This window comes from Plantibacter sp. RU18, from assembly GCF_050613355.1.
Taxonomy (GTDB): Bacteria; Actinomycetota; Actinomycetes; order Actinomycetales; family Microbacteriaceae; genus Plantibacter.
This window is the reverse complement of record NZ_CP159618.1, coordinates 1,651,865-1,677,630: the sequence shown is the minus strand read 5'-3', so window position 1 is coordinate 1,677,630 and position 25,766 is coordinate 1,651,865. Positions and strand designations below refer to the sequence as shown.

Below are 25,766 nucleotides of genomic sequence, written 5' to 3'. Positions count from 1 at the left end.
ATCCGGCGGGGTTAACATGAGCACCAGCTCGACCCAGAGCGAGTGGACAGAGGTGAGGCATGGCCGGACGCAACGTCCTCGGGATCCCGATCCCCTCCTTCGGCAGTCGGCAGACGCCTCCCAACCCCGTCGGGCCGCCCGCCGCCGCCGATCTCGACGGCCGGAACAGCATCGTCAACGCCTGCGTCTACCGGCACGGCGCCCGCACTTCGACGCTCACCTCGCTCGAGGACACCTTCCGTGCGCTCCGCGAGACACCCGACGGCGTCGCCTGGATCGGCCTGTACCGCCCGGACGCCGGGGAACTCGGAGTCCTCGCCGACGAGTTCGGCCTGCACCCGCTCGCGGTCGAGGACGCGATCACCGCGCATCAACGCCCCAAGATCGAACGCTACGACGACGTCCTCTTCGTCGTCCTCCGAGCCGCGAACTACGTCGACGAGTCGGAGACGGTCGAGTTCGGCGAGCTGCACGTGTTCGTCGGGCCGAACTTCGTCATCACGCTGCGCCATGCGGAGTCGCCCGACCTCTCGCAGGTGCGCGCCCGGATGGAGGAGGAGCACGAGCTGCTCGCCTACGGCCCGCAGGCCATCCTGTACGCGATCATCGACGCCGTCGTGGACGGGTACGGCCCGGTCGTGTCCGGTCTCTCCAACGACATCGACGAGATCGAGGAGCAGGTGTTCATCGGCGAGTCCCAGGTCTCGCGGCGCATCTACCAGCTCTCCCGCGAGGTCATCGCCTTCGAACGTGCGACGCACCCACTCAGCGACGTCATGCATGCACTCGAGCAGGGCAGCGAGAAGTACGGGGTCGCCGACGAGCTCCGGCGCGGGCTGCGGGACGTCGCCGACCACCTCACGAGCGTCAACCAGAAGATCGACGCGTACCGCGAACTCCTCCGCGACATCCTCACGGTCAACAGCACACTCGTCGGCCAGCGCCAGAACGAGGAGATGGCCAAGATGACCGAAGCGAGCCTGGCGCAGGGGGACGAGGTCAAGAAGATCTCCTCGTGGGCCGCGATCCTCTTCGGTCCGAGCCTCATCGCCGGCATCTACGGCATGAACTTCACGCACATGCCGGAACTCTCCTGGTGGTTCGGATACCCGATGGCGCTCGCCCTCATGGCGACGACCAGCGTCATCCTCTACAAGGTGTTCAAACGACGGAACTGGCTGTGAACGCCGGGTGGACGCACGGTGTCCCGACTCTCTCGACGTCGAGACACTTAGGCCACCCTTAGCGGCGAAAAGACGCCTGATCCGCCTACACTGGTGCGCAGCGCGCCGCAGAACGATCTGCCGCAGAGAGCGACTATCAAGGAGGACCTCGTGACCGCGAGTCTCACGCGAACGTCACCGTTGGAATCCACGACATCCAAGCGTCCCGCCGGCACCCTGTACCGGGGCCGCGAGGGAATGTGGTCGTGGGTGCTCCACCGGATCACCGGTGTCGCAATCTTCTTCTTCCTCCTGGTGCACATCCTGGACACCGCACTGGTGCGGGTCTCCCCAGAGGCGTACAACGCCGTCATCGGCACCTACAAGAACCCGATCATGGGCCTCGGCGAGGTGGCGCTCGTCGCCGCCATCGCGTACCACGCGTACAACGGCATCCGGATCATCCTCATCGACTTCTGGTCGAAGGGCACCAAGTACCAGCGACCGATGTTCTGGATCGTGCTCGCCCTCTGGGCCATCACGATGCTGGGATTCACGCCGCGCCACCTGATCAACGTGTTCAGCGAGATGGGCCACTGATGACGACGATCGCCGCTCCCCGCACCCCCGCCCGTCCCGCACGCCGCAAGGGCGTCAACTGGGAGAAGTGGGGCTGGATCTACATGCGCGCCTCCGGCGTGATCCTCCTGGTCCTCATCTTCGGCCACCTGTTCGTCAACCTCATGGTCGGCGACGGCATCAAGGCCATCGACTTCGCGTTCGTCGGCGGCAAGCTCTCCAACCCGTTCTGGCAGTGGTGGGACGTCGCGATGCTGTGGCTCGCACTCATCCACGGCGGCAACGGCATGCGCACCCTCGTGAACGACTACGCCACCGGGCGGACCATCCGCGGCGTCCTCAAGGGCGCGATCCTCGCGGCCGTGGTCGTGCTCATCATCCTCGGGACCCTGGTCGTCTTCACCTTCGACCCGTGCCCCGCCGGCGCACCTGCAGACCTGCTCGCCTCGTTCTGCCCCGCCAACTAAGCAACGAAAGCACAGCGTGACTACAGAAACCAGCGAGTCCACCGTCGTCGACGGGATCCACTACCACCAGTTCGACATCGTGATCGTGGGTGCCGGCGGTGCCGGTATGCGCGCGGCGATCGAAGCTGGTCCCGGCGCCAAGACCGCCGTCATCTCCAAGCTCTACCCGACGCGCTCCCACACGGGCGCAGCCCAGGGCGGCATGGCGGCGGCGCTCGCGAACGTCGAGGAGGACAGCTGGGAGTGGCACACCTTCGACACCATCAAGGGTGGCGACTACCTCGTCGACCAGGATGCCGCTGAGATCCTCGCGAAGGAGGCCATCGACGCGGTCATCGACCTCGAGAACATGGGCCTGCCCTTCAACCGCACGCCAGAGGGCAAGATCGACCAGCGTCGCTTCGGTGGCCACACCCGCGACCACGGTAAGGCTCCCGTCCGCCGTGCGTGCTACGCGGCAGACCGCACCGGTCACATGATCCTCCAGACGCTCTTCCAGAACTGCGTCCGCCTCGGCATCAACTTCTTCAACGAGTACTACGCACTCGACCTCATCATGACCACGGTCGACGGCGTCGAGAAGCCGTCCGGCATCGTCGCCTACGAGCTCTCCACCGGCGAGATCCATGTGTTCCAGGCGAAGGCGATCATCTTCGCGACCGGCGGCTTCGGCAAGATCTACAAGACGACGTCGAATGCACACACCCTCACGGGAGACGGCGTCGGCATCATCTGGCGCAAGGGCCTCCCCCTCGAAGACATGGAGTTCTTCCAGTTCCACCCCACCGGCCTCGCCGGTCTGGGCATCCTCCTCACCGAGGGAGCGCGAGGCGAGGGTGCGATCCTCCGCAACGCGAGCGGTGAGCGCTTCATGGAGCGCTACGCCCCCACCATCAAGGACCTCGCGCCGCGAGACATCGTCGCGCGCTGCATGGTCCAGGAGGTTGCGGAAGGCCGTGGCGCCGGTCCGAACAAGGACTACGTGTACCTCGACTGCACCCACCTGGGTGCCGAGGTCCTCGAGACGAAGCTCCCCGACATCACGGAGTTCGCGCGCACCTACCTCGGTGTCGACCCGGTCACCGAGCCCGTTCCTGTGATGCCGACCGCGCACTACGCGATGGGTGGCATCCCGACCAACGTCAAGGCCGAGGTCCTGAGCGACAACAACACCGTCGTGCCCGGCCTCTACGCCGCCGGCGAGTGCGCCTGCGTCTCCGTCCACGGCTCCAACCGCCTCGGAACGAACTCACTCCTCGACATCAACGTCTTCGGCAAGCGCGCCGGCAACAACGCCGTCGAGTACGTGCAGGGACTCGACTTCACCCCGCTGCCGGAGAACCCTGCCGGGTTCGTCTCAGGGCTCATCGAGCAGATGCGGAACTCCAACGGCACCGAGCGGATCTCCAACATCCGCCGCGAGCTGCAGGAGGAGATGGACCGCAACGCGCAGGTGTTCCGCACCGACGAGTCGCTCGAGGGCGTCACCGAGACGATCCACAACCTGCGTCAGCGGTACCAGAGCATCGCCGTCCAGGACAAGGGCAAGCGGTTCAACACCGACCTCCTCGAGGCCATCGAGTTGGGCTTCCTGCTCGACCTGGCCGAGGTCGTCGTGTTCTCCGCCCGCAACCGCAAGGAGAGCCGCGGCGGCCACATGCGCGACGACTTCCCGAAGCGGGACGACGAGAACTACATGAAGCACACGATGGCCTACCTGTCCGGCGACCCGCACTCCGCCGACGCCGCAGACCACATCCGGCTCGACTGGAAGCCCGTGGTCATCACGCGTTACCAGCCGATGGAGAGGAAGTACTAGCGATGAGCACTGCAACGCTCGAGAACCCGCCGGCCGCGGCGCCGGAAGAGATCCAGTCGTTCACGGTGACGCTGATCATCCGTCGCTTCGACCCCGAGGTCGACGCCGAGCCGCGTTGGGAGGACTTCGACGTCCAGATGTTCCCGACAGACCGCATCCTCGACGCCCTCCACAAGATCAAGTGGGAGCAGGACGGCTCGCTCACGTTCCGTCGCTCGTGCGCCCACGGCATCTGCGGTTCGGACGCCATGCGCATCAACGGCCGGAACCGCCTCGCCTGCAAGACGCTGATCAAGGACCTCGACATCTCGAAGCCGATCTACGTCGAGGCGATCAAGGGCCTGCCGCTGGAGAAGGACCTCGTCGTCGACATGGATCCCTTCTTCGCGTCCTTCCGCGAGGTGCAGCCGTTCCTCATGCCCGGCAAGCCGGCGGAGAAGAACAAGGAGCGCGTGCAGTCGGTCGCCGAGCGCGCACGCTTCGACGACACCACGAAGTGCATCCTGTGCGCCGCGTGCACCTCGTCCTGCCCCGTGTTCTGGACCGACGGCCAGTACTTCGGTCCTGCCGCGATCGTGAACGCCCACCGCTTCATCTTCGACTCCCGCGACGACGCTTCGCAGGTGCGCCTCGACATCCTCAACGATCAGGAGGGCGTGTGGCGCTGCCGCACCACCTTCAACTGCACCGAGGCCTGCCCCCGCGGCATCCAGGTGACGCAGGCGATCGCGGAGGTCAAGCAGGCCATGATCTCGGGTCGCATCTCCTAACCCGCTCCTCTACCCCAGTCATTCGTTCGGTCCAGCGCGGTGCGCTGGACCGAACGCGTGTTGTGGCGCGAGCGCTACCTTCCGGAGGGTAGCGCTCGCGCCAGTGCACCGCGCCGAGCGCTGTCACCCCGCGCTCGGTCGAGCGCACCGCGCTGGGCGCCGTCACCTCGCGCTCGGTCCAGCGCGGTGCGCTGGCCCGAGGCTCGATCAGGATTGGACGGCTGTGCGCGCTTCGGCGGCGGACGAGGCACCGAGGGCGTCCATCGCCATGGCTCGCGCAGCCTCGAGCGTGTAGCGACGCAGTTCGCTCCGCACGTCGCCGAGCGCGGACGGGGTGACCGACAGGCTCGTCGCACCGAGACCGACGAGCACGACCGCGAGCAAGGGATCGGCGGCGGCCTCGCCGCACACCCCGACCGAGCGACCCGACGCGAGCCCAGCATCACCGACGAGTTTGACGAGTCGGAGCACCGCTGGATGCCAGGGGTCCTGATACGCCCCGAGCGGACCCAGCAGGCGATCAGCGGCGAGCGTGTACTGGGTGAGGTCGTTCGTCCCGATGCTCACGAAATCGGCGACGCCCAGGATCTGAGCGGCGAGCAGCGCGCTCGACGGCACCTCGATCATCGCGCCGACGGTTCGGAGTCCCAGGCTCTTGGCGAGGGAGACGAACGCCGCCGTCTCCGCCAGGTCCGCGACCATCGGCGCCATCACCCACAGCTCAGCGTCGTGCGAGTCCTGAGCGAGCGCCAGTGCCGTCAGCTGGTCCCGCAGCACGGACTCATGGGTCTGCAGAGCCCTGATTCCCCGCACGCCGAGCGCCGGATTGACCTCCGGCGTACCCGAGCCGAGGAACGCGAGCGGCTTGTCGGCACCGGCATCGAAAACCCGCACGACGACACGCTTCCCGGGGAACGCCGCGAGCAGCTCGCCGTACCGTTCGACCTGCTCCGTGACGCCGGGGGCCTCCCGTCGGTCGAGGAACAGCAGTTCGGTCCGGAACAACCCCACGCCTTCCGCGCCCAGGGCCAGCGCGCCCGCAGCGGAACTGACGGCACCGAGGTTCGCGAGGAGTGGCACGGGGGTTCCGTCAGCGAGTTCGCCGGGCGACCTTGGCGACACCCGCACTCGCGCCGCAGCGGTGGACCGCGCGGATCTGACCTCCCGCTTCGTCGGGGAACCCGTGACGACACCGGCCCCCGCATCGACGAGGACGATCTCGCCGTCCTCGAACTGGTCGGCTCCGGCGACGCCCACGACCGCGATCAGCGACTTCTCTCGCGCGAGGATGGCCGTGTGCGAGGTGGCGGAGCCGCCGCTTGTCACGAGGGCGAGCACCATCGAGAGGTCGAGGAGGACCGTGTCGGCCGGCGCGAGGTCGGCTGCGACCAGGACGAAGGGCTCATCCGACTCCGGCGGTCCGGGCGTCGGGCGGCCCTCCAGCCGCGCGATGACCCGCTGCGACACGTCGCCGACATCGGTGGCTCTCGCCGCCATCGCATCGCCGAGGTTGAACAACATCTGCTGCACGGTCGCGAGTGCCTCGAACACCGCACGCTCCGCCGTGCGACCGCCGGAGATCCGCGCAGCCACGTCGTCGGCCAGGGCCGGGTCGTCGGCCATCATGGCCTGGGCTTCGAGGACGTCGCGCGCATGTCCGTCGGTCCGGCTCGCGCGTTGCTCGAGTTCGACACGTGTCGCCGCCAGCGCCGCCGCAGCCCGCCCCTGCTCAACGGCGGTGTCGCCCGTGAACGGCCCATCGGACGGTTCCGGTAGCGGATCAGGCATTCGCAGGACAGGCCCTGCGACGACGCCGCGTCCGACACCCGTCCCGATGAAGGTGCGCTGCCCCACCGCCTCGTGCATGGTCCGACCCTAGCGCACGGCTTCCCCGCCGTCCGGAGCGCCCGCATCTCCCAGAGCCAACCGCGTTCGGAGCCCGCGGACACCCGCCGCACGGCCGCTTGTAGGCTTGCTCCGTGACCAGTCCGCGAGCATCGATGAGGCGAACTGCCGAACCCGGCACGGAGCCCGTGGACACCCCGGCCCGGCCGCCACGACGAACCCTCAAGCAGACACCGCCACCGGTCGTCTTCCAGATGATCCAGAACAGCCAGAACCCGATCATCCGGCGGCTCGCCCCGCGGGCGGCGACGGCTGAGCGTGCGACGACCTGGGTGATGCGGCTGAAGCCCTACCGCGTGATCATGCGCTACCTGCACATGGACGGCAACCTGCTCGCCGCCGGCATCAGTTTCCAGTCGGTCTTCGCCGTGTTCGCGGCCGTGTACGTCGGCTTCGCGATCGCCGGGATCTGGCTGGGCGGCAACCCGGAGGTCTTCGAGGCGCTGGTGGAGATCATCAACCGGGCGGTCCCAGGGCTCATCGGCACCGACGGACAGGGCATCATCTCGGAGGAGCAGCTCTCGAGCGCCTCACTCCTCGGCTGGACGGGCGCCATCGCTGCGATCGGTCTCATCTGGACCGCCATCGGCTGGTTGTACTACACCCGCCAGGCTGTCCGCGCCATCTTCGATCTGCCGAAGGTCGCCGCGAGCTTCTTCCTCCTCAAAGTGGTCGATCTCGTCCTCGCCCTCGCCTTCGGTGTCCTCCTCGTCGTCTCGGCGACGCTGTCGGTCGCCAGCACGCAGGCGCTGAGCTGGCTGCTGTCGCTCGCCGGCCTCGAGAACACGTTCTGGGTGACCCTCGGCAGCCGCGCGGTCGGCCTGATCGTCGCCGTGGTCGTCAACGTCGTCACTCTCGGAGCGATGTTCCGCGTGCTCAGTCGAATCCAGATCCCGTGGCGGAACCTGTTCGGCGGGGCGCTGCTCGGCAGCCTGGTGCTGTCGCTGCTGAGCGTCGTGAGCAGCGCGGTGATCGCCGGCGCCTCACGCAACCCGCTCCTGGCCACCTTCGCGGTGTTCGTCGGCTTGATGCTGTGGTTCAACCTCGTGAGTCGGGTCATCCTCGCCTCAGCAGCATGGATCGCCGTGGGGCTCGACGACCAGGGGATCAGCGTGCACACCTTGACCCCGGAGGAACAGGCGGAGGAGGAGCTCGCCGCTCGTCGCCTCGTGGCGGAGGCCGAACTGCGCAAGTCGCGATCGGCGCTCCGGACAGCGCGCGGTCCGGCAGTGTGGTTCGCCCGACGACGGGTCCGCCGTGCCGAAGCGGTCGCCGAAGCGGTCGCTGATCGACACGACGAGCAGCACTCCCTCACCAACTGATCCACCGCGCGACGCACCCCACCGGAGGCGTCCGTCCACGGGCACGGTCGACCACGGCCGTGTCGGACGCCGCGACTAAGCTGGAGGCATGTCTGCACCCCTCCGCATCGCCAGTGTCAACGTCAACGGAGTCCGCGCGGCCTTCCGCAAGGGCATGGGCGAGTGGCTCGAGACGAGGGGCGTCGACATCCTCGCGCTCCAGGAGGTCCGGGCCGCCACGTCAGACCTCGAGGGGCTCTTCGGCCCCGAGTGGAACATCCTCCACGACGCCGCGACCGCCAAGGGTCGCGCCGGCGTCGCGATCGTGAGCCGTCGTACCGCCGGCATCCACCGGGTCGCATTCGGAGCAGACGACTTCGACAGTGCCGGGCGCTGGCTCGAGGCCGACTTCGACGTCGACGGCACCCTCGTGACGGTCGTCAGCACCTACGTCCACTCCGGCGAGGTCGACACCCCGAAGCAGGTCGAGAAGTTCCGCTTCCTCGACACGATGCTCGAGCGTCTGCCCGCCCTGCACGCGCACAACCCGCTCTCGCTCGTCGTCGGCGACCTCAACGTCGGCCACACCGAACTCGACATCAAGAACTGGAAGGGCAACGTCAAGCGTGCCGGCTTCCTTCCCGCCGAGCGTTCCTACTTCGACCGGTACCTCGGTGCCGCAGGTTCGTCCGTGACCGGTGTCGACGGCGTCAGCGGTCCCGGCCTCGGCTGGGTCGACGTCGGTCGCCAGGCTGCCGGCCAGGTTCCCGGGCCGTACACGTGGTGGTCGCAGCGCGGCCAGGCGTTCGACACCGACACCGGTTGGCGGATCGACTACCAGCTCGCCACCCCGGAGCTCGCGGCGCTCGCCTCCGGCTACACGATCGACCGCGCTGCCGCCTACGACCAGCGATGGTCCGACCACGCTCCCGTCGTCGTCGACTACGCCATCTGACCACCGGCCCCAGGCCGCCCACACCTCTGCGAGATCCCATGACCAAGCCACGTCTCTATTCCGGCATGCAGCCGTCCGCCGACTCCCTGCACCTCGGCAACTACATCGGAGCCCTGCTCCAGTGGAAGCAGATGCAGCAGGACCACGACGCGTTCTTCAGCATCGTCGATCTGCACGCCATCACCGTCCCCCAGGACCCGGCGGAACTCCGCGAGAAGACCCGCCGCACCGCCGCCCAGTACATCGCCGCGGGCATCGACCCGTCGGTGTCGACACTGTACGTGCAGTCGCACGTCCCGGCACACGCTCAGCTCGCGTGGGCGCTCAACACCATCACCGGGTTCGGTGAGGCGGCGCGCATGACGCAGTTCAAGGACAAGTCCGCCAAGCACGGCCGCGACGCCGCATCGGTGGGCCTCTTCGCGTACCCGATCCTCATGGCGGCAGACATTCTGCTGTACCAGACGGACATCGTCCCGGTCGGCGACGACCAGCGCCAGCACATCGAGCTCACCCGCGACCTCGCCGAGCGGTTCAACACGCGATTCGGCGAGACCTTCGTGATCCCGAAGGCCCAGATCCAGCGCGACTCGGCTCGCATCTACGACCTGCAGAACCCCACCTCGAAGATGTCCAAATCGGCCGAGACGCCGGCCGGCATCGTGTGGCTGCTCGACGAGCCGAAGGTGACGCAGAAGAAGATCATGCGTGCCGTCACCGACACCGACGGCGTCATCGCGTTCGACGCCGCCGAGAAGCCTGGCGTCTCGAACCTGCTGAGCATCTACTCGGCGATGACCGGCAAGCCGATCGAGGCCGTCGTCGGCGAGTTCGAGGGACGTGGATACGGCGATCTCAAAAAGGGTCTCGCCGAGGTCGTCATCGGCGAGCTCGAGCCGGTCCGCGCCCGAGCACTCGAACTCCTCGACGACCCTGCAGAGCTCGACCGCCTGCTCGCCGTCAACGCCGCACGCGCGTCCGAGGTCGCCGAGGCGACCCTCGCGACGGTCTACGAACGCATGGGTCTCCTCCGCCGCGCCTGACCGGCTCCGTCCGCTGCCCGGTCGTCCGAGTGGCCGCGGTTCCCAACTCCTGCCGGATCGGGCAGGGCTCTCGGTGTGCGGCGAGCTCACCGGGTATCGGTGAACTCCGGTGAGCGAGGTACAGGAGTTGCGCGCGCCCCACCGAGGAGACCCGTGATCGCAGACGCGACGAGCCCCGGCTCATGGACGACGTGCTGGTAAAGCGGCCGTAGCGACATCAGCCCGTGAGACGCCGCCTGTAGATCGCGCGTCCGGTCAGTCACCGCATGATCCCAGCCTGCATGGTGCGCTCGGCTGTCGACCTCGACGAGCAGGGCGTCAGCCACCAGGAGATCCCCCCTGCCTCCATTCGCGAGACGAGGCTGGACGACGTACGACAATCCGAGACTGCGCACGATCAGCCGGAGAAGCGTTTCCGGGCCGGACTCTGCTCGTCCGTCGATCAATCGGTGCAGCGCCCGGAAGCGCGCGGACACCATCGAGAACACCCGATGCACGTCCGGCTCGTCCACCAGACCGAGATGGACCGCGCTGTCCAGCGTTGCGAGCGCCATTCGAGGCGATTGGCATCGGATCGATTGCGCCAGTGCGTCGACGAACGACACATCGTCATCGAGCGGACCGCATGGCTGATCGAGCGGTCGCCAGTGGAGCGCGAATCCGCTCCGGTCGCTGGCCGTGAGCCGCGGCTCCGTCGGACTCGGACCACGCAGTCGGGACGCAGTACGGTCGACGTGAACGTGCACACGCGTCGAGTCGAACACGAACACGCCGTGAGCCACCAGCGTGGAGAGGCAGGCTCGTCTCCCACCGATGCGAACGGCCGACCGGATGTCCTCGTCCAACCCGGGCAGGGCGTAGTGATCGCGTCGAACCCGGATGATCGTCCCGTCGCGCACGGCTTGTGTGATCTCACGTCCGCGCATCCCTTCCTCGATGAGCGTCGAGCGCGCGAAGATCGTGGGGACAGCTTGGGCTGGATTCATCCCCTCATGCTCATCAAGCCGACCAGGTCACGAGTCGCGTTCTGCGGATCCTGCGATCGACACAACCCATCGCCCGCCTGTGGAGCAGCGTCACCGCCCAGCGACCTCACCACGGCGGGGCGTCCACAACTCCTGCAGAACGCGGAATCAGAGGCACGGGGGCACCCGCCGCCTGCACATCCCGGCCGGGAGCAGGAGTTCCGCACCCGGCGACATCGCCTGTTGGACAGAACTCCTGCTCACGCGCGGTACTGGGCATACTTCGCCCGTCCGCTCGGGGGTGTTGGTGTCCGCGGAGCTCGAGCAGCAGGAGTTATGGATGTGGCGACGGCGTACCTGTCGAGCGACTCCCGACGGCCCACGACGGCCCCGATTGCGCACAACTCCTGCTCCCCGACAACCAACACGGGGACCCGCAGGGAGACTCCGCCGTGATCCAGGACGACGCGGCGATGTGCAGGAGTTGTGCGCCAGGAACGAACGGCGAACGGCCCGCCCTCCACGAGGAGGACGGGCCGTTCCGGTGCTGCGGACTACTGCACGTCGTCGTCGACCCAGTCGAAGGTCTTCGTGACGGCCTTCTTCCAGTTGCGGTAGAGGCGGTCGCGCTCGGCGGTGTCCATGGACGGCTCCCAGCGCTTGTCCTCCTGCCAGTTCTTCGCGAGGTCGTCGAGGTCGGACCAGAAGTCCACCGCGAGACCGGCGGCGTATGCGGCGCCGAGGGCCGTGGTCTCCGCGACGACCGGTCGGATGACCGGGACGCCGAGGATGTCGGCCTGGAACTGCATGAGCGTGTCGTTGGCGGTCATGCCGCCGTCGACCTTCAGCTCCGTGAGCGGCACACCGGAATCGGCGTTGACAGCGTCGATGACCTCTGCCGTCTGGAACGCAGTCGACTCGAGTGCCGCGCGGGCGATGTGGCCCTTGTTCACGTAGCGGGTGAGGCCGACGAGCGCGCCACGTGCGTCCGGACGCCAGTACGGCGCGAACAGACCTGAGAAGGCCGGGACGAAGTACGCGCCACCGTTGTCGTCGACGGTCTTGGCGAGCGCCTCGACCTCGGGAGCGGATGAGAACATGCCGAGGTTGTCACGCAGCCACTGCACGAGCGAACCCGTGACCGCGATCGAACCCTCGAGCGCGTAGTGCGGCTTCGCGTCGCCGAGCTTGTAGCCGAGGGTCGTCAGCAGGCCGTTCTCCGAGTGGACGATCTCTTCACCGGTGTTGAAGATGATGAAGTTACCGGTGCCGTAGGTGTTCTTCGCCTCGCCCTGCTGGAACGCCGCCTGGCCGAAGGTCGCAGCCTGCTGGTCGCCGAGGATGCCGGCGATCGGCGTCTCGCGGAGCAGGCTGTCGTCGGACGCGTGGCCGTAGATCTCGGAGGAGCTCTTGATCTCCGGGAGCATCGACTTCGGCACTCCGAACGCCTTGAGAATCTCGTCGTCCCACTGCAGGGTCTCGAGGTCCATGAAGAGCGTGCGGGAGGCGTTCGTGACGTCGGTGACGTGCACGCCGCCGTTGACCCCGCCGGTCAGGTTCCAGAGGACCCAGCTGTCGGTCGTGCCGAACAGCAGGTCGCCGGCTTCCGCCTTCTCGCGGGCACCCTCGACGTTCTCGAGGATCCAGACGATCTTCGTACCGGAGAAGTAGGTCGCCAGCGGCAGGCCCACGGTCTTCTTGAAGCGCTCCACGCCCCCGTCCTCAGCGAGACGGTTGACGATGTCCTGGGTGCGGGTGTCCTGCCAGACGATGGCGTTGTAGACGGGCTGACCGGTGGTCTTGTCCCACACCACAGCGGTCTCGCGCTGGTTGGTGATACCGATCGCGGCGATGTTGTGCCGGGTGATGTTGGCCTTGCTGAGCGCCTGGCCGATGACCTCGCGGACGTTGTTCCAGATCTGGTTCGGGTTGTGCTCGACCCACCCGGCCTTCGGGAAGATCTGCTCGTGCTCGAGCTGACCGGTCGAGATGATCGACCCGCTCTTGTCGAAGACGATGGCCCGGGAACTGGTCGTGCCCTGGTCGATTGCGATGACGTAGTCCGCCATTGGAGATACTCCTTCGTTGCGTGCGTTGCGAGGTGAGACACCGGACCCGGTGCCCCGGGATGCCGCGGCGATGATCATGGTGCATCACCGCCGCAGCGTCAGGGTCAGACGGCCGGGAGGAGCACCATCGAGGCGAGGGCCGCGAGGACACCACCGAGGAGGGGGCCGACGACCGGCACCCAGGCGTACGACCAGTCGCTCTTGCCCTTGCCCTTGATGGGGAGGAGGGCGTGCGCGATGCGCGGACCGAGGTCACGAGCAGGGTTGATCGCGTAGCCGGTCGGGCCACCGAGGGAGGCACCGATACCGACGACGAGCAGGGCGACGGGCAGTGCGCCGAGGGCCGCGAGGCCACCGGGGATGCCGTCGGCGAGTTCGACGCCCGGGCCGACCTTGCCGAAGGACATGACGACGAACACGAGGACGAAGGTCGCGATGACCTCGGTGACGAGGTTCCAGCCGTAGCTGCGGATCTCAGGACCGGTGGAGAACACGCCGAGCTTCTTGCCCGGATCCTCTTCCTGGTCGAAGTGCTGCTTGAAGGCGAAGTACGTCAGGACGGCACCGATGAAGGCACCGACCATCTGTGCAGCCCAATAGACGAGCGCCGTGCCGAAGTCGATCGAGCCCGTGGTGAGGAAGCCGATCGTGACCGCAGGGTTCAGGTGGCCGCCGGAGGCGTACGACACCGTCACACCTGCGAACACCGCGAGGCCCCAACCGAAGTTGATGAGGAGCCAACCGCCGCCGAGACCCTTCGATTTCGTGAGGATCGCCGTGGCGACCACACCGGTACCGAGGAGGACGAGCATCGCCGTCCCGACGGTCTCGGAGAGGAAGATTGTTCCGAGGTTCATGTCTTCATTGACCTTTCTTGACGGTGCCCCTGGAGACCGGCGCCGAAGCGCCTACCTCCACTGGGCGAGTGTGTTCACTGACCAGTTGTTTGTAAGGTAGCCAGCTCTCGTTGCACAGGACAAGGGGCTTGCCTGCACGTTCGTGCATTATGAGAGCGCCGAAGCCTCCTGCGTCGCGCCGACACGGAGGTCGACCTGGTGGGCGTCACGGAGGCGGTCGAGGGCCGCCTCGATCTGCGCGCCGCGCTCTGTGTCGTCCCAGGCGAGGACGCCGCCGGCGACGCGAGCGATCTCGTCGACCAGTTCCGCCGTGAGGGATCCCGTGAACGCCAGGCTCGTGCGGCGGTGCAGCACGTCCGACAGGTGGACGACCTGCTCCAGTCCGACGAGGTACTCCAGCTCCTGCACGCTGTAGTCGGCAGCGCCCTGCAAGCGGTCGTCGCCATGCTCTGCGAGGTGCTCCAACAGCCCGGCGGCCTTCGTGCCGTACCGGTGGAGCAGCTGCTCGGCGCGCCGGGCCCCGAGCCCGTCCTCGTGCGCGGCGACCCACGTGCGGGTCGCGGAGTCGGTGCGCGGGAAGCCGGCGCCTCCACCGATCGCGAGGCCGAGGGTCTCGACCGGACGCGGAGCGCCGAGGACACCGAGGACGTCGGTGCTCAGGTGCTGGGCGAGGGCGCGGAACGTGGTCCACTTGCCGCCGACGAGGCTGAAGACCGTCGTGGACGGACGTGCAGCGGCTGGGCGGTGCTCGATGCGGTAGTCGCGGGAGACGAACCCGGGAGCCTCGTCATCGTGCTTCGGGAGGGGGCGGATGCCGGAGAAGCGGTAGACGATCTGCGCACGTGAGGTGGCGATGGTCGGGAAGACGTGCTTCACGAGGTCGAAGAAGTAGTCGACCTCTTCCTCCGTGCACACGCTCGGGGTGCTGGGGTCGGCGTCGATGTCGGTCGTGCCGACCATGACCTTGCCCTTGAGCGGGTAGATGAGGACGATCCGGCCGTCCTCGTGCTCGAAGAAGATCTCGCGGCCCTTCGTCGCCGCGAACAGTTCCGGGTTGTCGAGCACGATGTGCGAACCCTTGGTGCCGCCCATGTAGCTCGTGGGCTCGCCGAGGTCGCCGTTGGTGAGGTCCGTCCACGGGCCCGAGGTGTTGACGACGACGTCGCTCGTGACGGTGAAGGTCTGGCCGGTGACGGTGTCGCGCAGCTCGACGCCGTCGGCTCCCATGCCGACCGCCTCGACGTAGTTGACCGCGCGGGCGTGCGGGCCGGCGGCGAGACCGTCCATGAGGACGTCGAGCGCGAGGCGCTCCGGGTCATGCATGGAGGCGTCGTAGTAGGTGGCCGTGTACTTGAGACCGGGGTTCATCTTCGGCAGGTCGGCGAGGGACTTCTTGCGACCGTGGAAGCGGTGGCGTGGAACACTGCCGCCGTCGCGCGAGAAGGAGTCGTAGGCGGTCAGCCCCACCTTGATGAGCAGAGCGCCACGCTCCTGCGGCTTGCCCTGCTTGTGGGTGAGGAACCGCAATGGTGCCGAGAGGATCCCCGAGAACGTCGAGAAGATCGGCACGGTCGTCTCGAGTGGCTTCACGTAGTGCGGCGCGATCTTGATCAGGCCGTTGCGCTCCTGCACCGATTCTTGGACGAGACGGAACTCGCCGTTCTCGAGGTAGCGGATACCACCGTGGATCATGTGGCTCGACGCTGCGGAGGCGCCGGACGCCCAGTCGTTGCGCTCGACCAGCGTGACGTCGACGCCCTGGAGCGCGAGGTCGCGGAAGGTCGCGATGCCGTTGATGCCGCCGCCGATGATGAGCACCGACGCCGTGGGGCGGTCGATGACGGACTGGACGGTCGAACGGGGAGCTGACGACTTGAGGGACATGAGGATGCCTCGCTTCTTCGCGGTTGGAACGCGACGCTGCTGGGATTGCGCGCCGCCGAATGGTGTGACTGAATACATCGTGACACCCGTTGCAACTCTGAACGACCCCGATGAACAAACGTGCAAGGAGACCCGATGTCGCTCGCAGATGCGCTGAGCCAACCGGACAAGACAGCCGAGGCGCTGCGCGCGGCCCAGCTCTACTACGTGCAGGACCTCACGATGGAGGCGATCGCGCAGGAGCTGCACACCTCGCGATCGTCGGTGTCCCGTCTGCTGGGATATGCGAGGGAGAGCGGGCTCGTCGACATCCAGGTCCGGTCGCCGCACGACATGCCGTCGCGCCTCGAAGCCGCGTTCCGCGACCGGTTCGGGGTCACCGCGCACATCGTGCCGGTCCCCGACCACACGAGCGACATCGACCGACTCGAGAGGGTCGCGCTCTCGGCTGCACGTTTTCTCGGGTCGGTCTTCGATTCGAACATGACCCTCGGGCTCGCGTGGGGCTCCACCGTCAGCGCGGTCGCGAGACACCTGACGCCCAAGCGCACGCACAACTCGCAGATCGTGCAGCTGAACGGCGCCGCCAACACCCGGACCTCCGGCATCCTGTATGCGAGTGAGATCCTGCACCGCTACGCCGACGCGTACGGCGCCTACGCGCAGCAGTTCGCGGTTCCGGCGTTTTTCGACGACCCGTCCACGAAGCTCGCACTGTGGCGGGAGCGCAGCATCCGTCGCGTGCTCGAGATCCAACGGCGGATGGACGTCGCGCTCTTCGGGCTCGGCTCGCAGCTCTCGGGTGTCCCGAGCCACGTCTACGTCGGCGGATACCTCGACGACGCCGACTTCGAAGCGCTCGCGAGCGCAGGTGCCGTCGGCGACGTCGCGACGGTGTTCTTCCGCGCCGACGGTTCCTGGCGGGACATCCCGTTCAACAATCGGGCGTCCGGCCCCGACCTCGACGTGCTCCGCAACGTCTCGAGGCGCATCTGCGTCGTCGCAGGCGCCGCCAAGGTACCGCCGCTGCTCGGGGCTCTCGCCGGCGGGCTCATCTCGGACCTCGTGGTCGACGAGGGCACGGCGCGCGCGGCGATCGAGCAACACGACGCCCAGAGCTGAGGGTATCGAACGGTTTCAGTCGTGTCGCGCCTCGACAGCTGCACAAGGGCTCGGTAGGAGGCGCGAAGCGCCCTGAGGTCGGTGGGCTGAATCTCATACCGATACAGCGTGAGCAACTGCTCGCCGTTGCCAGACCACCAGGGGCCGGTACGCCGTCACAGTTCGTCGGAATAGGGCGGGGTGTCCCGTCGTTGACCTAGAATCGACAACACGTAACGTGCTCCGGGGTCGGTGAGAGTCCGAACCGGCGGTGAGAGTCCGCGACCCGAGGCATCGTGAGAACGATGCCCGGTTGATCTGGTGGAATTCCAGGACCGACGGTTATGAACGCGTCTGCTTGCAGGCGACGTTCGAGTCCGGATGGAAGGAAGCACGGGCGGAGGCCGTTGGTCGACGCCGGCGAGCACCTGCCCGCGACCCCGGAACTCGTGTCAGTACCGACCGAGAAGACGGACAGATGAACGCAGGATCCGCAGCACCGCAGGCGACGAGCCGCGAGCAGCAGGCGATGCTGCGCGCGCTCGAGATCGCCGCCAACGGTCCGGCTCGCGGTCTGAACCCACAGGTCGGCTGCGTCATCCTGGACGCCGACGGCACCGTCATCGCCGAAGGGTGGCACCGGGGAGCAGGGACCCCGCACGCCGAGGTCGACGCGCTCGCCCACCTCTCCCCCGGCGTCGCGCGCGGTGCGACGGCCGTGGTCACCCTCGAACCCTGCAACCACACCGGCCGCACCGGGCCGTGCGCCGCCGCGCTGATCGAGGCAGGCGTCTCTCGTGTCGTCTACGCCGTCACCGACCCCGGGAACCATTCCGGCGGTGGGGCCGAGCGATTGCGCACCGCGGGTGTGTCCGTGACCGGAGGTGTCCTGCTGGAGGAGGCGGAGAGCTTCCTCGGGGACTGGCTCACGACCGCGCGTCTCGGCCGGCCGCTCGTCACCGTGAAGTGGGCGTCGACGCTCGACGGCCGGATCGCCGCCGCCGACGGCACCAGCCGCTGGATCACCGGCGACGCAGCGCGTGTCGACGTGCACCGACGCCGGGCTGAGCACGACGCGATCCTCGTCGGGACGGGCACGGTGCTCGCCGACGACCCGAGCCTCACGGCGCGCGACGAGCACGGGGCGTTGCTCGCGACACAACCGGTGCCCGTCGTCATGGGCGCCCGGGCGATCCCCGCTGACGCGGCACTCCACCGCCACCCCCACCAGGTCCTCCTGCACCATGGACACGATCCGGCGGCGCTCCTCGCCGAGCTCCGGGCCACGGGCGTCCGGAGCGTGTTCGTCGAAGGCGGGCCGACCATCGCGACGGCGTTCCTTCGCGCCGGCCTCGTGGACACCGTGCTCACCTATCTCGCGCCCGTGCTGCTCGGCGGCCCCAGGCTCGCGATCGACGACCTCGGCATCGACACCATCGGCGACGCCATCCGCCTCGACACCGTCTCCGTCGAGCAGCTCGGCGCCGATCTCCTCGTCGTCACCGCACCCACCAGCGCGATCAGCGCTCCCACAGCCAGTCTCACCGTCTAGCACCCCAGAGAACGGATCCACCACATGTTCACGGGCATCATCGAAGAACTCGGCTCCATCGTCGCCATCGACCACGGCGAAGCCTCGGCGCGCTTCACCATCCGCGGGCCGCTCGCGCTCGAAGGCACCCGCCACGGGGACTCCATCGCCGTCAGCGGAGTCTGCCTCACGGTGGTCGAGCAGACCGACGACAGCTTCACCGCGGACGTCATGGCGCAGACCCTCACGATGAGTTCGCTCGACGCCGCGACCGTCGGATCGCAGGTCAACCTCGAACGGGCCGCCCGCGTCGGCGACCGCCTCGGCGGGCACATCGTCCAGGGACACGTCGACGGTACCGGCTCGATCCTTGCGACCGTCCCCGGCGAGGCCTGGCGCATTGTTCGCGTCTCCCTGCCGGACGCCCTCGCTCCGCTCGTCGTCGACAAGGGCTCCATCACCGTGGACGGCGTCTCCCTGACCGTCAGCGCGATCAGTGAGCCGAACGCGGAAGAGCCCTGGTTCGAGGTCTCGCTCATCCCCGAGACGCTCGAGGCGACGACCCTGGGCACCCGCGTCGTCGGCGAGCGTGTGAACCTCGAGACCGACATCCTCGCCAGACACGTCGAGCGCATGCTCGCCTTCAGCCGACAGGCCACCGTCATCCCGAGCAGCATCGGCAACGACGGCAGCACTCCGCGCAGTACGGCCACCGGAAGGGGCAACGCATGACCATCGCCAGCATCCCAGAGGCGCTCGACGCCCTCCGCCAGGGCAAGCCGGTCATCGTCGCGGACGACGAAGGACGCGAGAACGAGGGTGACGTCATCCTGGCAGCGGAGTCGGCGACCCAGGAGTGGATCGCCTGGACCGTGAGGCACTCCTCCGGATTCATCTGCGCGCCGATGACCAACGAGATCGCCGACCGCCTCCTCCTGCCGCCCATGGTCGCTGTGAACGAGGACGCCCGCGGAACGGCGTACACGGTCACCGTCGACGCCGCCGACCGGCTCAGCACCGGCATCAGCGCCGCCGACCGCGCGCACACCCTGCGCGTCCTGGCCGACCCCGCATCGACACCGACGAGCCTGTCGCGCCCGGGCCACATCGTTCCTCTGCGCGCCGTCGACGGCGGCGTGCGCGAACGCGACGGCCACACCGAGGCAGCCGTCGACCTCCTGAAGCTCGCCGGTCTCGTGCCGGTCGGCGCGATCTCCGAGATCGTCGCGGACGACGGCGAGATGATGCGCCTGCCGGGTCTCATCGAGCTCGGCGAGCGCGAGGGCGTGCTCGTCACGACCATTGCGGCGCTCATCGCCTTCCTCGAGGAGAACCCTGACGCGGCAGCCGTCTGCACGAAGGACCGGGCCGCACAGACGGTCATCCCCGAGTCGGACAACGTGACGTTCGAGGTCGAGACGACGGTGCCCACCACGCACGGCTCGTTCCGATTGCGTGCCTACCGCGACCGCCGCACGGGAGCCGACCACGTCGCCATCATCTCCGGGGACCCGGACGCCACGGGTGCACTCGTCCGCGTGCACTCCGAGTGCCTGACCGGAGAGGCGTTCGGGTCGCTCAAGTGCGAGTGCGGCCCGCAACTCGACAGTGCGCTGGACACCATCCAGCGCCATGGCGGGGTCGTCGTCTACCTGCGCGGACACGAGGGCCGGGGAATCGGCCTCATCAACAAGCTCCGTGCGTACCGCCTGCAGGAGGACGGCCTCGACACACTCGACGCCAACGTGGCGCTCGGGCTCCCGATCGACGCCCGTGACTACACCGCCGCGAGTGCGATCCTGAAGGACCTCGGCATCACCTCGGTCCGGCTGCTGTCGAACAACCCGGAGAAGGAGCGCCAGCTCACCGCACGCGGCATCGCGGTGAGCGAGCGCGTGCCACTCGTCGTCGGCGTCGGCCTCTTCAACGAGGGGTACCTCGAGACCAAGCGCGATCGCATGGGGCACAGTATCGGCCTCGACCTCGAACCGCAGGCGCATCCCCACCAGTAGTCCCACCGCCCCTCGACACGCTCGGGGACCGAACCACCCCCACCACGAAGGAGACCGCATGAGCGGCGAAGGATCCCCCACCATCACGGTCGACGGCACCGGCCTCGACGTCGTCATCATCGCGGGCACCTGGCACGAGACCATCACCGACGGCCTCATCGCCGGCGCGGTGAAGGCCCTCGATGCCAGCGGCGCGAACCACCGGCTCGTCCGCGTGCCGGGAAGTTTCGAGCTGCCCGTCGCATCGAAGGCGGCTCTCGAAGCGGGCGCGGACGCCGTCGTCGCCCTCGGAGTCATCATCCGAGGTGGTACTCCGCACTTCGAGTACGTCTCCGATGCAGCGACGAGCGGCCTCACCAACGTCACGATCCAGACCGGCAAGCCGGTCGGCTTCGGGGTACTGACGCTCGACGACGAGAAGCAGGGTCTCGACCGCGCGGGTCTGCCCGGTTCCAAGGAGGACAAGGGCGCTGAAGCGGCCGACGCCGCCGTCGCCACCGCAGTGCTGCTGCGCGAACTCCGCGGATAGCCGCTCTCCGTCCCCGCTTCGGCGCTGCACCGGGGTCGAGCATTCCGTTCCGGGTATATTCCTCGTCGGTGCGGCAAGGAATACCGGAACGCCGCACTTCGGCGTACAGTGACATGGTCCCGCCACAAGTGGGTCCACATCTTGATCCTGCTGTCGTCGGCGGGCGTGCGTGACCGGTGCAGATGCCTCGACGGTATCCATCCCCGAACCGAAAACGCGCACGCATGTCTCTCGAAGCAACACCTGTCACCACTGCCCCGGTCAATCCGCGATCCCGAGTCGTCCTCGCCAGCCTCATCGGCACGACGATCGAGTTCTACGACTTCTACGTCTACGCGACCGCCGCTGTCCTCGTCTTCCCGCACCTCTTCTTCCCGAGCGAAGACCCCACGACGGGCCTGCTCGCCTCGTTCGCCGTCTTCGGTGCAGCGATGGTCGCCCGGCCCATCGGCGCGGTCATCTTCGGCCACCTCGGTGACAAGCGCGGGCGCAAGGCGACACTCGTCGGTGCGCTGCTCACCATGGGCATCGCGACCTTCCTCATCGGCGTCCTTCCGACCTACCAGATGGTGGGTTGGTTCGCGCCGCTGCTGCTCGTGATCCTTCGCATCGGCCAGGGCTTCGCGCTCGGCGGCGAGTGGTCGGGCGCGGCGCTCGTCGCCACCGAGAACGCGCCGAAGGGCAAGCGAGCACTGTTCGGCACCTTCCCGCAGCTCGGTGCGCCGATCGGCTTCATCATCGCCAACGGCCTGTTCCTGATCATCGCTGCGATCCTCCCAAGCGACGACCCGTCGATGCCCTCGGAGGCCTTCCTCGAATGGGGCTGGCGGATCCCCTTCCTGTTCTCCGTCGTCATGGTGATCGTCGGCCTGTGGGTGCGACTCCGTCTCGTCGAGAGCAATGCGTTCACGAATGCGTTGGAGCAGGGCAAGGTGCAGAAGAGCCCGCTCCTGAGCGTGTTCAAGCTGCACTGGCGCAAGCTCATCCTCGGCACGTTCTTCATGCTGGCCACGTACGTGCTCTTCTACCTGATGACCACGTTCTCCCTGAGCTACGGCCGCGCGCCGGTGGACGCCCCGATCGCGGGGCTCGGCTACAGCTACACGACGTTCGTGTTGATGCTCATCGCCGGCGTCGTGTTCTTCGGCATCTTCACCCTCGTCTCTGGTCCATTCGCGGACAAGTACGGGCGTCGGAGGACACTCATCGTGGTGACGTCCGCGATCATCGTCTTCGGCCTCGTCTGGGTGCCGTTGCTCGATGCCGGGTTCGCCGGTGTGATGATCTGGCTGGTCATCGGGTTCAGTCTCATGGGCTTCACCTTCGGCCCGATGGGTGCCCTGCTGCCCGAGCTGTTCCCGACGAACGTCCGGTACACGGGCTCCGGGATCTCCTACAACGTGTCGTCGATCCTCGGCGCAGCAGTCGCCCCGTTCATCGCGGTGGCGTTGTGGAGCGCCGGCGGCGGCAGCCCCTTCTGGGTCGGCATCTACCTGTCGGGGATGGCCGTGCTCACGCTCATCGCGCTCATCGTCTCGAAGGAGACCAAGGACGTCGACATCGACGCCTGATCGCAGGCACCTCGTCGAGGGCCGGTGCACGGAGGACTCCTCCGCGCATCGGCCCTCGACGCATCCCGGGGCGAGGCCCACGACGGATGGTCGCGAGGCCACGGTCGCCTAGAATCGAAGCACTGTGCGCCCTCCGCCACGGATCTGTCCTGGCCGCGCACCGCACCACACAGGAAGAGCACGATGAGCACCTCAGCGTCCACGTCCCGGAGCCGCAACCCCTTCAGCCGCCAGAAGGACGATGGTCCCCGCGCGAGCCTCAAGCAGCTCATGCCCTACATCTTCGAGCACCGCTCGATCCTCATCGTGGTCATCATCCTCAGCATCGTGGGCGCTGCGGCCTCGCTCGCACAACCGCTCATCGTCAGCCAGGTGATCGGCGTCGTCGAAGCCGGTCGGTCCCTCGGCAACCTCGCCTGGCTCCTCGTGGGACTCGTGGTCGTCTCCGGCGTCATCAGCGGGTATCAGCATTACCTGCTGCAGCGTGCAGGCACCGGCGTCGTCTACTCGTCCAGGCGCCAGCTCATCGCCCGCATCTTCCGTCTGCCGATCAGCCAGTTCGACACCCGCCGCACCGGCGACCTCGTGTCGCGAGTCGGCAGCGACACCACCATGTTGTACGCGGTGCTGACCCAGGGCTTCGTCGACGCCGTCGGCGGCGCGGTCACCTTCCTCGGCGCGCTCATCGCCATGGCGATCATCGATCCGGTCCTCCTCGGGCTGACGCTCCTCGTCGTCATCGTGTCGGTCGTCGTGGTGGTCGCCCTCAGCGGTCGCATCCGCGTCGCAAGCCGGGAGCAGCAGACGAAGGTCGGCGAGCTCGCAGCTGCCGTCGAGCGTGCGATCAGCTCCATCCGGACGATCCGCGCCTCCAACGCCACCGACCGTGAGATCGACGCGGTGGACGGTGTCGCCAAGGAGGTCTATGGCGTGGGCGTCCGGATCGCGAAGATCTCGTCACTCGTCGTGCCCGTCGCCGGGATCGCCATGCAGACCTCGTTCCTCGTGGTGCTGGGTGTCGGTGGCTTCCGGGTCGCATCCGGTGCCATCACGATCGCCAGCCTCGTTGCGTTCATCCTGTTCCTCTTCATGATGATCATGCCGCTCGGCCAGGCCTTCGGCGCCATCACCAGCGTCAACCAGGCGCTCGGCGCGCTCGGCCGCATCCAGGAGATCCTCGACCTCCCCGACGAGGGCGACGACGATGCATCGATCGCTGCACGCGTCGAGCGGCCTGGCACGGCAACGGCCGCTGCGCCGACGATCGAATTCGACGGTGTCGAGTTCGCCTACCCGGACGCCGCGGTCATCGAGCGCGAGCGCGCCGCTGCTGAGGCGCTGGCTACCGACGTGCTCGGCGCTCCTGCACGGACAACCGAGGCCATCGCCGCCGACGCTGCCCTCCTCACCGAAGCCTCCTCCGCTGCGGGTCGGCAGGTCCTGCGAGGGGGTGTCCTTCGGGGCGATGCACGGCCGGCGCACCGCCCTCGTCGGCCCCTCAGGCGCGGGGAAGAGCACGATCCTCGGCCTCATCGAACGGTTCTACGACCCGACCGCCGGCGCGATCCGCCTCGGCGGTGTCGACATCCGGACGATCCCGCGAGCAGAGCTGCGCGCGCAGATCGGCTATGTCGAGCAGGACGCTCCGGTGCTCGCCGGCACGCTCCGCGACAACCTGCTGCTCTCCTCCCCCACCGCGACCGACGACGAGTGCGCGCGCGTGCTGCACGCCGTGAACCTCGGCGCGGTCCTCGACCGCAACCCTCTCGGTCTCTCGGCCCCCGTCGGCGAGGACGGGATCATGCTGTCCGGTGGTGAGCGCCAACGGCTCGCGATCGCCCGCGCACTGCTTGCCGCACCCCCGATCCTGCTGCTGGATGAGTCGACGTCGAGCCTCGACGGCGTCAACGAGCAGATGATGCGTGAGGCGATCGACGCGGTGGCTGCCGACCGCACCCTGATCGTGATCGCCCACCGGCTGTCGACCGTGGTCGACAGCGACCAGATCGTCGTCCTCGACGAAGGTCGTGTCATCGGCGTCGGCACCCACAGCGAACTCGTCACCGAGGTGCCGCTCTACCGCGAGCTCGCCAAGCACCAGCTCCTCGTCTGACGCTCTTCCCTCGCCCATGTTCGGGCGAACGAAGGCTCGTTCGCCCAAACATGGGCGAACCGGTCATGGTCGCCAGCCCGCGGCCACGAGGCGTTCGCGAACGCGCTCGATCGCGACAGCCGCTCCGGCGTCGAGGTGATGCGACAGGAACCGCTCGTGCGTCCACCCCAGGCGGTTGATGGCGTGAACACGATCGACGTCCTTCGCGAACTGCGCCGCGTTCGTCGCGTGTTGTCGTCCGTCGTACTCGAACGCCGCGCGGTAGGCCGGGTAGGCGAGGTCCAGTCGGGCGACGAAGCGTCCCCACCGGTCACGGAGTTCGAGATTCAGCTCCGGCTCCGGCAGGCCCGCCCGCATGAGGGCGAGACGGAGCTCGGTCTCCTTGGGTGATTCGGAACCGACACGCACCAGAGGCAGCGCGGCGCGTAACGAACGCGCACCGAGATGACGAGCGGCCGCGAGTGCCGCGCCGAGGTCATCGATCGAACAGAGCGGTGGCTGCCGTTCCCGACGCCGCCGGCCGGACGCACCTCGTTCTCGAACCAGGTGGTCGCCGACCGCGACCAGCTCGTCGACGCTGAGCGTCGGACCGAGCTGACACCAGGCATCCGCAGGACTCGCCACCGCCAGTCCGCCGATCGTGACGGGATCCGCGACCAGGCCGGTCAGCCGATGTCCGACGACACCGGACACGCGTGGCTCACGGTGCGGCGGCCGGACGCCCACGTGCACGCGGTCCCAACCCAGGCGCAGCGGCAGCGGGGCTCCGAGCACGTGGGCCGCCGACAGATGGGAGAAGAACTGCACGTCCGGCATACGCGCCGCGTACGCTCGACACAGCTCGAGATGGGCGCTGTGGCGTTGCTCCGGAGGAAGGTCTTCCCCGCGCTGTGGAGCGGTGAAGCTACGGACACCCGGGAAGGGTGCCGGCACCCTCGTCGATCGAAGCTGTTCGGCAGACGCACCACGTTCCAGCGCTGATCGAACGGAGAACGGGCGATCGTGTGGGAGATCCGATGCGGTCATACCTCGATCGTGACGTCCATCGTGCCGCCCGTGAGGCCCGACGGCGGCGCCGTGCTCTCCTCCTGGCCCGCGGGACCCTGTGGAGGACGTTCGCCGCCACTTCCCT

Annotated in this window: 20 protein-coding genes, 1 pseudogene and 1 riboswitch; of the genes and pseudogenes, 15 read left to right on the top strand and 6 right to left on the bottom strand. The window is 67.9% G+C overall.

Annotated elements, in window-relative coordinates; translation table 11 throughout:
• Positions 1-59 precede the first annotated feature (59 nt).
• The 5 genes from corA (at position 60) to ABMA10_RS08195 (ending at position 4,798) form a co-directional block, all read left to right on the top strand.
• On the top strand, positions 60-1,184 hold the full coding sequence (gene corA / locus ABMA10_RS08215; protein ID WP_347870272.1) for a magnesium/cobalt transporter CorA: 1,125 nt from the start codon (positions 60-62) through the stop codon (positions 1,182-1,184).
• Between the two features lie 150 nt (positions 1,185-1,334).
• Positions 1,335-1,763 (top strand): succinate dehydrogenase, cytochrome b556 subunit, encoded by a 429-nt coding sequence (gene sdhC, locus ABMA10_RS08210; protein WP_347870271.1) that lies wholly within the window; start codon positions 1,335-1,337, stop codon positions 1,761-1,763.
• A complete protein-coding gene (locus ABMA10_RS08205; protein ID WP_347870270.1) occupies positions 1,763-2,209 on the top strand; it encodes a succinate dehydrogenase hydrophobic membrane anchor subunit in 447 nt (148 codons plus the stop codon). The genes sdhC and ABMA10_RS08205 overlap by 1 nt, the downstream gene beginning before the upstream one ends.
• A 16-nt stretch (positions 2,210-2,225) precedes the next feature.
• Positions 2,226-4,028: a succinate dehydrogenase flavoprotein subunit gene (gene sdhA, locus ABMA10_RS08200; protein WP_347870269.1), complete on the top strand. Its 1,803-nt coding sequence runs from the start codon at positions 2,226-2,228 to the stop codon at positions 4,026-4,028.
• A gap of 2 nt (positions 4,029-4,030) precedes the next feature.
• Entirely contained in the window at positions 4,031-4,798 is a 768-nt protein-coding gene (locus ABMA10_RS08195) for a succinate dehydrogenase iron-sulfur subunit (protein WP_347870268.1), read from the top strand.
• Positions 4,799-5,005: 207 nt separating this feature from the next.
• On the opposite strand, the gene ptsP is transcribed toward ABMA10_RS08195, so the two are convergent.
• Positions 5,006-6,664: a phosphoenolpyruvate--protein phosphotransferase gene (ptsP, locus tag ABMA10_RS08190; protein WP_347870267.1), complete on the bottom strand. Its 1,659-nt coding sequence runs from the start codon at positions 6,662-6,664 to the stop codon at positions 5,006-5,008.
• 113 nt (positions 6,665-6,777) lie between these two features.
• On the opposite strand from ptsP, the gene ABMA10_RS08185 reads away from it, so the two are divergent.
• The 3 genes from ABMA10_RS08185 to trpS all read left to right on the top strand — a co-directional run bounded on the left by ABMA10_RS08185 (position 6,778) and on the right by trpS (position 10,002).
• On the top strand, positions 6,778-8,025 hold the full coding sequence (locus ABMA10_RS08185; RefSeq protein ID WP_347870266.1) for a YihY/virulence factor BrkB family protein: 1,248 nt from the start codon (positions 6,778-6,780) through the stop codon (positions 8,023-8,025).
• A gap of 88 nt (positions 8,026-8,113) precedes the next feature.
• Positions 8,114-8,959: an exodeoxyribonuclease III gene (locus tag ABMA10_RS08180; RefSeq protein ID WP_347870265.1), complete on the top strand. Its 846-nt coding sequence runs from the start codon at positions 8,114-8,116 to the stop codon at positions 8,957-8,959.
• Between the two features lie 38 nt (positions 8,960-8,997).
• A complete protein-coding gene (gene trpS / locus ABMA10_RS08175; protein WP_347870264.1) occupies positions 8,998-10,002 on the top strand; it encodes a tryptophan--tRNA ligase in 1,005 nt (334 codons plus the stop codon).
• 86 nt (positions 10,003-10,088) lie between these two features.
• Here the strand turns inward: trpS and ABMA10_RS08170 are convergent, their stop codons facing one another.
• The 4 genes from ABMA10_RS08170 to ABMA10_RS08155 form a co-directional block, all read right to left on the bottom strand.
• Positions 10,089-10,607 carry a hypothetical protein gene (locus tag ABMA10_RS08170; protein ID WP_347870263.1) on the bottom strand — a complete coding sequence of 173 codons (519 nt, stop codon included), beginning with the start codon at positions 10,605-10,607 and terminating at the stop codon, positions 10,089-10,091.
• Positions 10,608-11,521: 914 nt separating this feature from the next.
• Positions 11,522-13,036, bottom strand: a complete 1,515-nt coding sequence (glpK, locus tag ABMA10_RS08165) for a glycerol kinase GlpK (protein WP_347870262.1) — start codon at positions 13,034-13,036, stop codon at positions 11,522-11,524.
• A gap of 104 nt (positions 13,037-13,140) precedes the next feature.
• Positions 13,141-13,893 (bottom strand): MIP/aquaporin family protein, encoded by a 753-nt coding sequence (locus ABMA10_RS08160; protein WP_347870261.1) that lies wholly within the window; start codon positions 13,891-13,893, stop codon positions 13,141-13,143.
• Between the two features lie 147 nt (positions 13,894-14,040).
• Positions 14,041-15,777: a glycerol-3-phosphate dehydrogenase/oxidase gene (locus tag ABMA10_RS08155; RefSeq protein ID WP_347870415.1), complete on the bottom strand. Its 1,737-nt coding sequence runs from the start codon at positions 15,775-15,777 to the stop codon at positions 14,041-14,043.
• 135 nt (positions 15,778-15,912) lie between these two features.
• On the opposite strand from ABMA10_RS08155, the gene ABMA10_RS08150 reads away from it, so the two are divergent.
• The 7 genes and pseudogenes from ABMA10_RS08150 to ABMA10_RS08120 all read left to right on the top strand — a co-directional run bounded on the left by ABMA10_RS08150 (position 15,913) and on the right by ABMA10_RS08120 (position 24,634).
• Positions 15,913-16,899, top strand: a complete 987-nt coding sequence (locus tag ABMA10_RS08150; protein ID WP_347870260.1) for a sugar-binding transcriptional regulator — start codon at positions 15,913-15,915, stop codon at positions 16,897-16,899.
• A gap of 214 nt (positions 16,900-17,113) precedes the next feature.
• Positions 17,114-17,276, top strand: a riboswitch (FMN riboswitch).
• Between the two features lie 80 nt (positions 17,277-17,356).
• Positions 17,357-18,430 carry a bifunctional diaminohydroxyphosphoribosylaminopyrimidine deaminase/5-amino-6-(5-phosphoribosylamino)uracil reductase RibD gene (gene ribD, locus ABMA10_RS08145; protein WP_347870259.1) on the top strand — a complete coding sequence of 358 codons (1,074 nt, stop codon included), beginning with the start codon at positions 17,357-17,359 and terminating at the stop codon, positions 18,428-18,430.
• A gap of 24 nt (positions 18,431-18,454) precedes the next feature.
• Positions 18,455-19,141: a riboflavin synthase gene (locus ABMA10_RS08140; protein WP_347870258.1), complete on the top strand. Its 687-nt coding sequence runs from the start codon at positions 18,455-18,457 to the stop codon at positions 19,139-19,141.
• Positions 19,138-20,421 carry a 3,4-dihydroxy-2-butanone-4-phosphate synthase gene (ribB, locus tag ABMA10_RS08135; RefSeq protein ID WP_347870257.1) on the top strand — a complete coding sequence of 428 codons (1,284 nt, stop codon included), beginning with the start codon at positions 19,138-19,140 and terminating at the stop codon, positions 20,419-20,421. The genes ABMA10_RS08140 and ribB overlap by 4 nt, the downstream gene beginning before the upstream one ends.
• 58 nt (positions 20,422-20,479) lie before the next feature.
• Positions 20,480-20,950 (top strand): 6,7-dimethyl-8-ribityllumazine synthase, encoded by a 471-nt coding sequence (gene ribH / locus ABMA10_RS08130; RefSeq protein ID WP_347870256.1) that lies wholly within the window; start codon positions 20,480-20,482, stop codon positions 20,948-20,950.
• A 224-nt stretch (positions 20,951-21,174) separates the two neighbouring features.
• Positions 21,175-22,521, top strand: a complete 1,347-nt coding sequence (locus ABMA10_RS08125; RefSeq protein WP_347870255.1) for an MFS transporter — start codon at positions 21,175-21,177, stop codon at positions 22,519-22,521.
• Positions 22,522-22,704: 183 nt separating this feature from the next.
• Positions 22,705-24,634 (top strand): annotated as a pseudogene (locus tag ABMA10_RS08120) (ABC transporter ATP-binding protein).
• Positions 24,635-24,697: 63 nt separating this feature from the next.
• Here ABMA10_RS08120 and ABMA10_RS08115 read toward each other — a convergent pair.
• Positions 24,698-25,450: a hypothetical protein gene (locus tag ABMA10_RS08115; RefSeq protein WP_347870253.1), complete on the bottom strand. Its 753-nt coding sequence runs from the start codon at positions 25,448-25,450 to the stop codon at positions 24,698-24,700.
• Positions 25,451-25,766: the final 316 nt, after the last annotated feature.

What these genes read in the sequence shown, in the direction of transcription:
- trpS (WP_347870264.1), top strand. Translation starts at nt 8,998, where the DNA reads ATGACCAAGCCACGTCTCTATTCCGGCATGCAGCCGTCCGCCGACTCC.
- ABMA10_RS08205 (WP_347870270.1), top strand. Translation starts at nt 1,763, where the DNA reads ATGACGACGATCGCCGCTCCCCGCACCCCCGCCCGTCCCGCACGCCGC.
- glpK (WP_347870262.1), bottom strand. Translation starts at nt 13,036, where the DNA reads ATGGCGGACTACGTCATCGCAATCGACCAGGGCACGACCAGTTCCCGG.
- ribB (WP_347870257.1), top strand. Translation starts at nt 19,138, where the DNA reads ATGACCATCGCCAGCATCCCAGAGGCGCTCGACGCCCTCCGCCAGGGC.
- ABMA10_RS08150 (WP_347870260.1), top strand. Translation starts at nt 15,913, where the DNA reads ATGTCGCTCGCAGATGCGCTGAGCCAACCGGACAAGACAGCCGAGGCG.
- ABMA10_RS08125 (WP_347870255.1), top strand. Translation starts at nt 21,175, where the DNA reads ATGTCTCTCGAAGCAACACCTGTCACCACTGCCCCGGTCAATCCGCGA.
- ribH (WP_347870256.1), top strand. Translation starts at nt 20,480, where the DNA reads ATGAGCGGCGAAGGATCCCCCACCATCACGGTCGACGGCACCGGCCTC.
- ABMA10_RS08155 (WP_347870415.1), bottom strand. Translation starts at nt 15,777, where the DNA reads ATGTCCCTCAAGTCGTCAGCTCCCCGTTCGACCGTCCAGTCCGTCATC.
- ABMA10_RS08115 (WP_347870253.1), bottom strand. Translation starts at nt 25,450, where the DNA reads ATGCCGGACGTGCAGTTCTTCTCCCATCTGTCGGCGGCCCACGTGCTC.
- ABMA10_RS08160 (WP_347870261.1), bottom strand. Translation starts at nt 13,893, where the DNA reads ATGAACCTCGGAACAATCTTCCTCTCCGAGACCGTCGGGACGGCGATG.
- corA (WP_347870272.1), top strand. Translation starts at nt 60, where the DNA reads ATGGCCGGACGCAACGTCCTCGGGATCCCGATCCCCTCCTTCGGCAGT.
- ribD (WP_347870259.1), top strand. Translation starts at nt 17,357, where the DNA reads ATGAACGCAGGATCCGCAGCACCGCAGGCGACGAGCCGCGAGCAGCAG.
- ptsP (WP_347870267.1), bottom strand. Translation starts at nt 6,664, where the DNA reads ATGCACGAGGCGGTGGGGCAGCGCACCTTCATCGGGACGGGTGTCGGA.
- ABMA10_RS08180 (WP_347870265.1), top strand. Translation starts at nt 8,114, where the DNA reads ATGTCTGCACCCCTCCGCATCGCCAGTGTCAACGTCAACGGAGTCCGC.
- ABMA10_RS08195 (WP_347870268.1), top strand. Translation starts at nt 4,031, where the DNA reads ATGAGCACTGCAACGCTCGAGAACCCGCCGGCCGCGGCGCCGGAAGAG.
- ABMA10_RS08140 (WP_347870258.1), top strand. Translation starts at nt 18,455, where the DNA reads ATGTTCACGGGCATCATCGAAGAACTCGGCTCCATCGTCGCCATCGAC.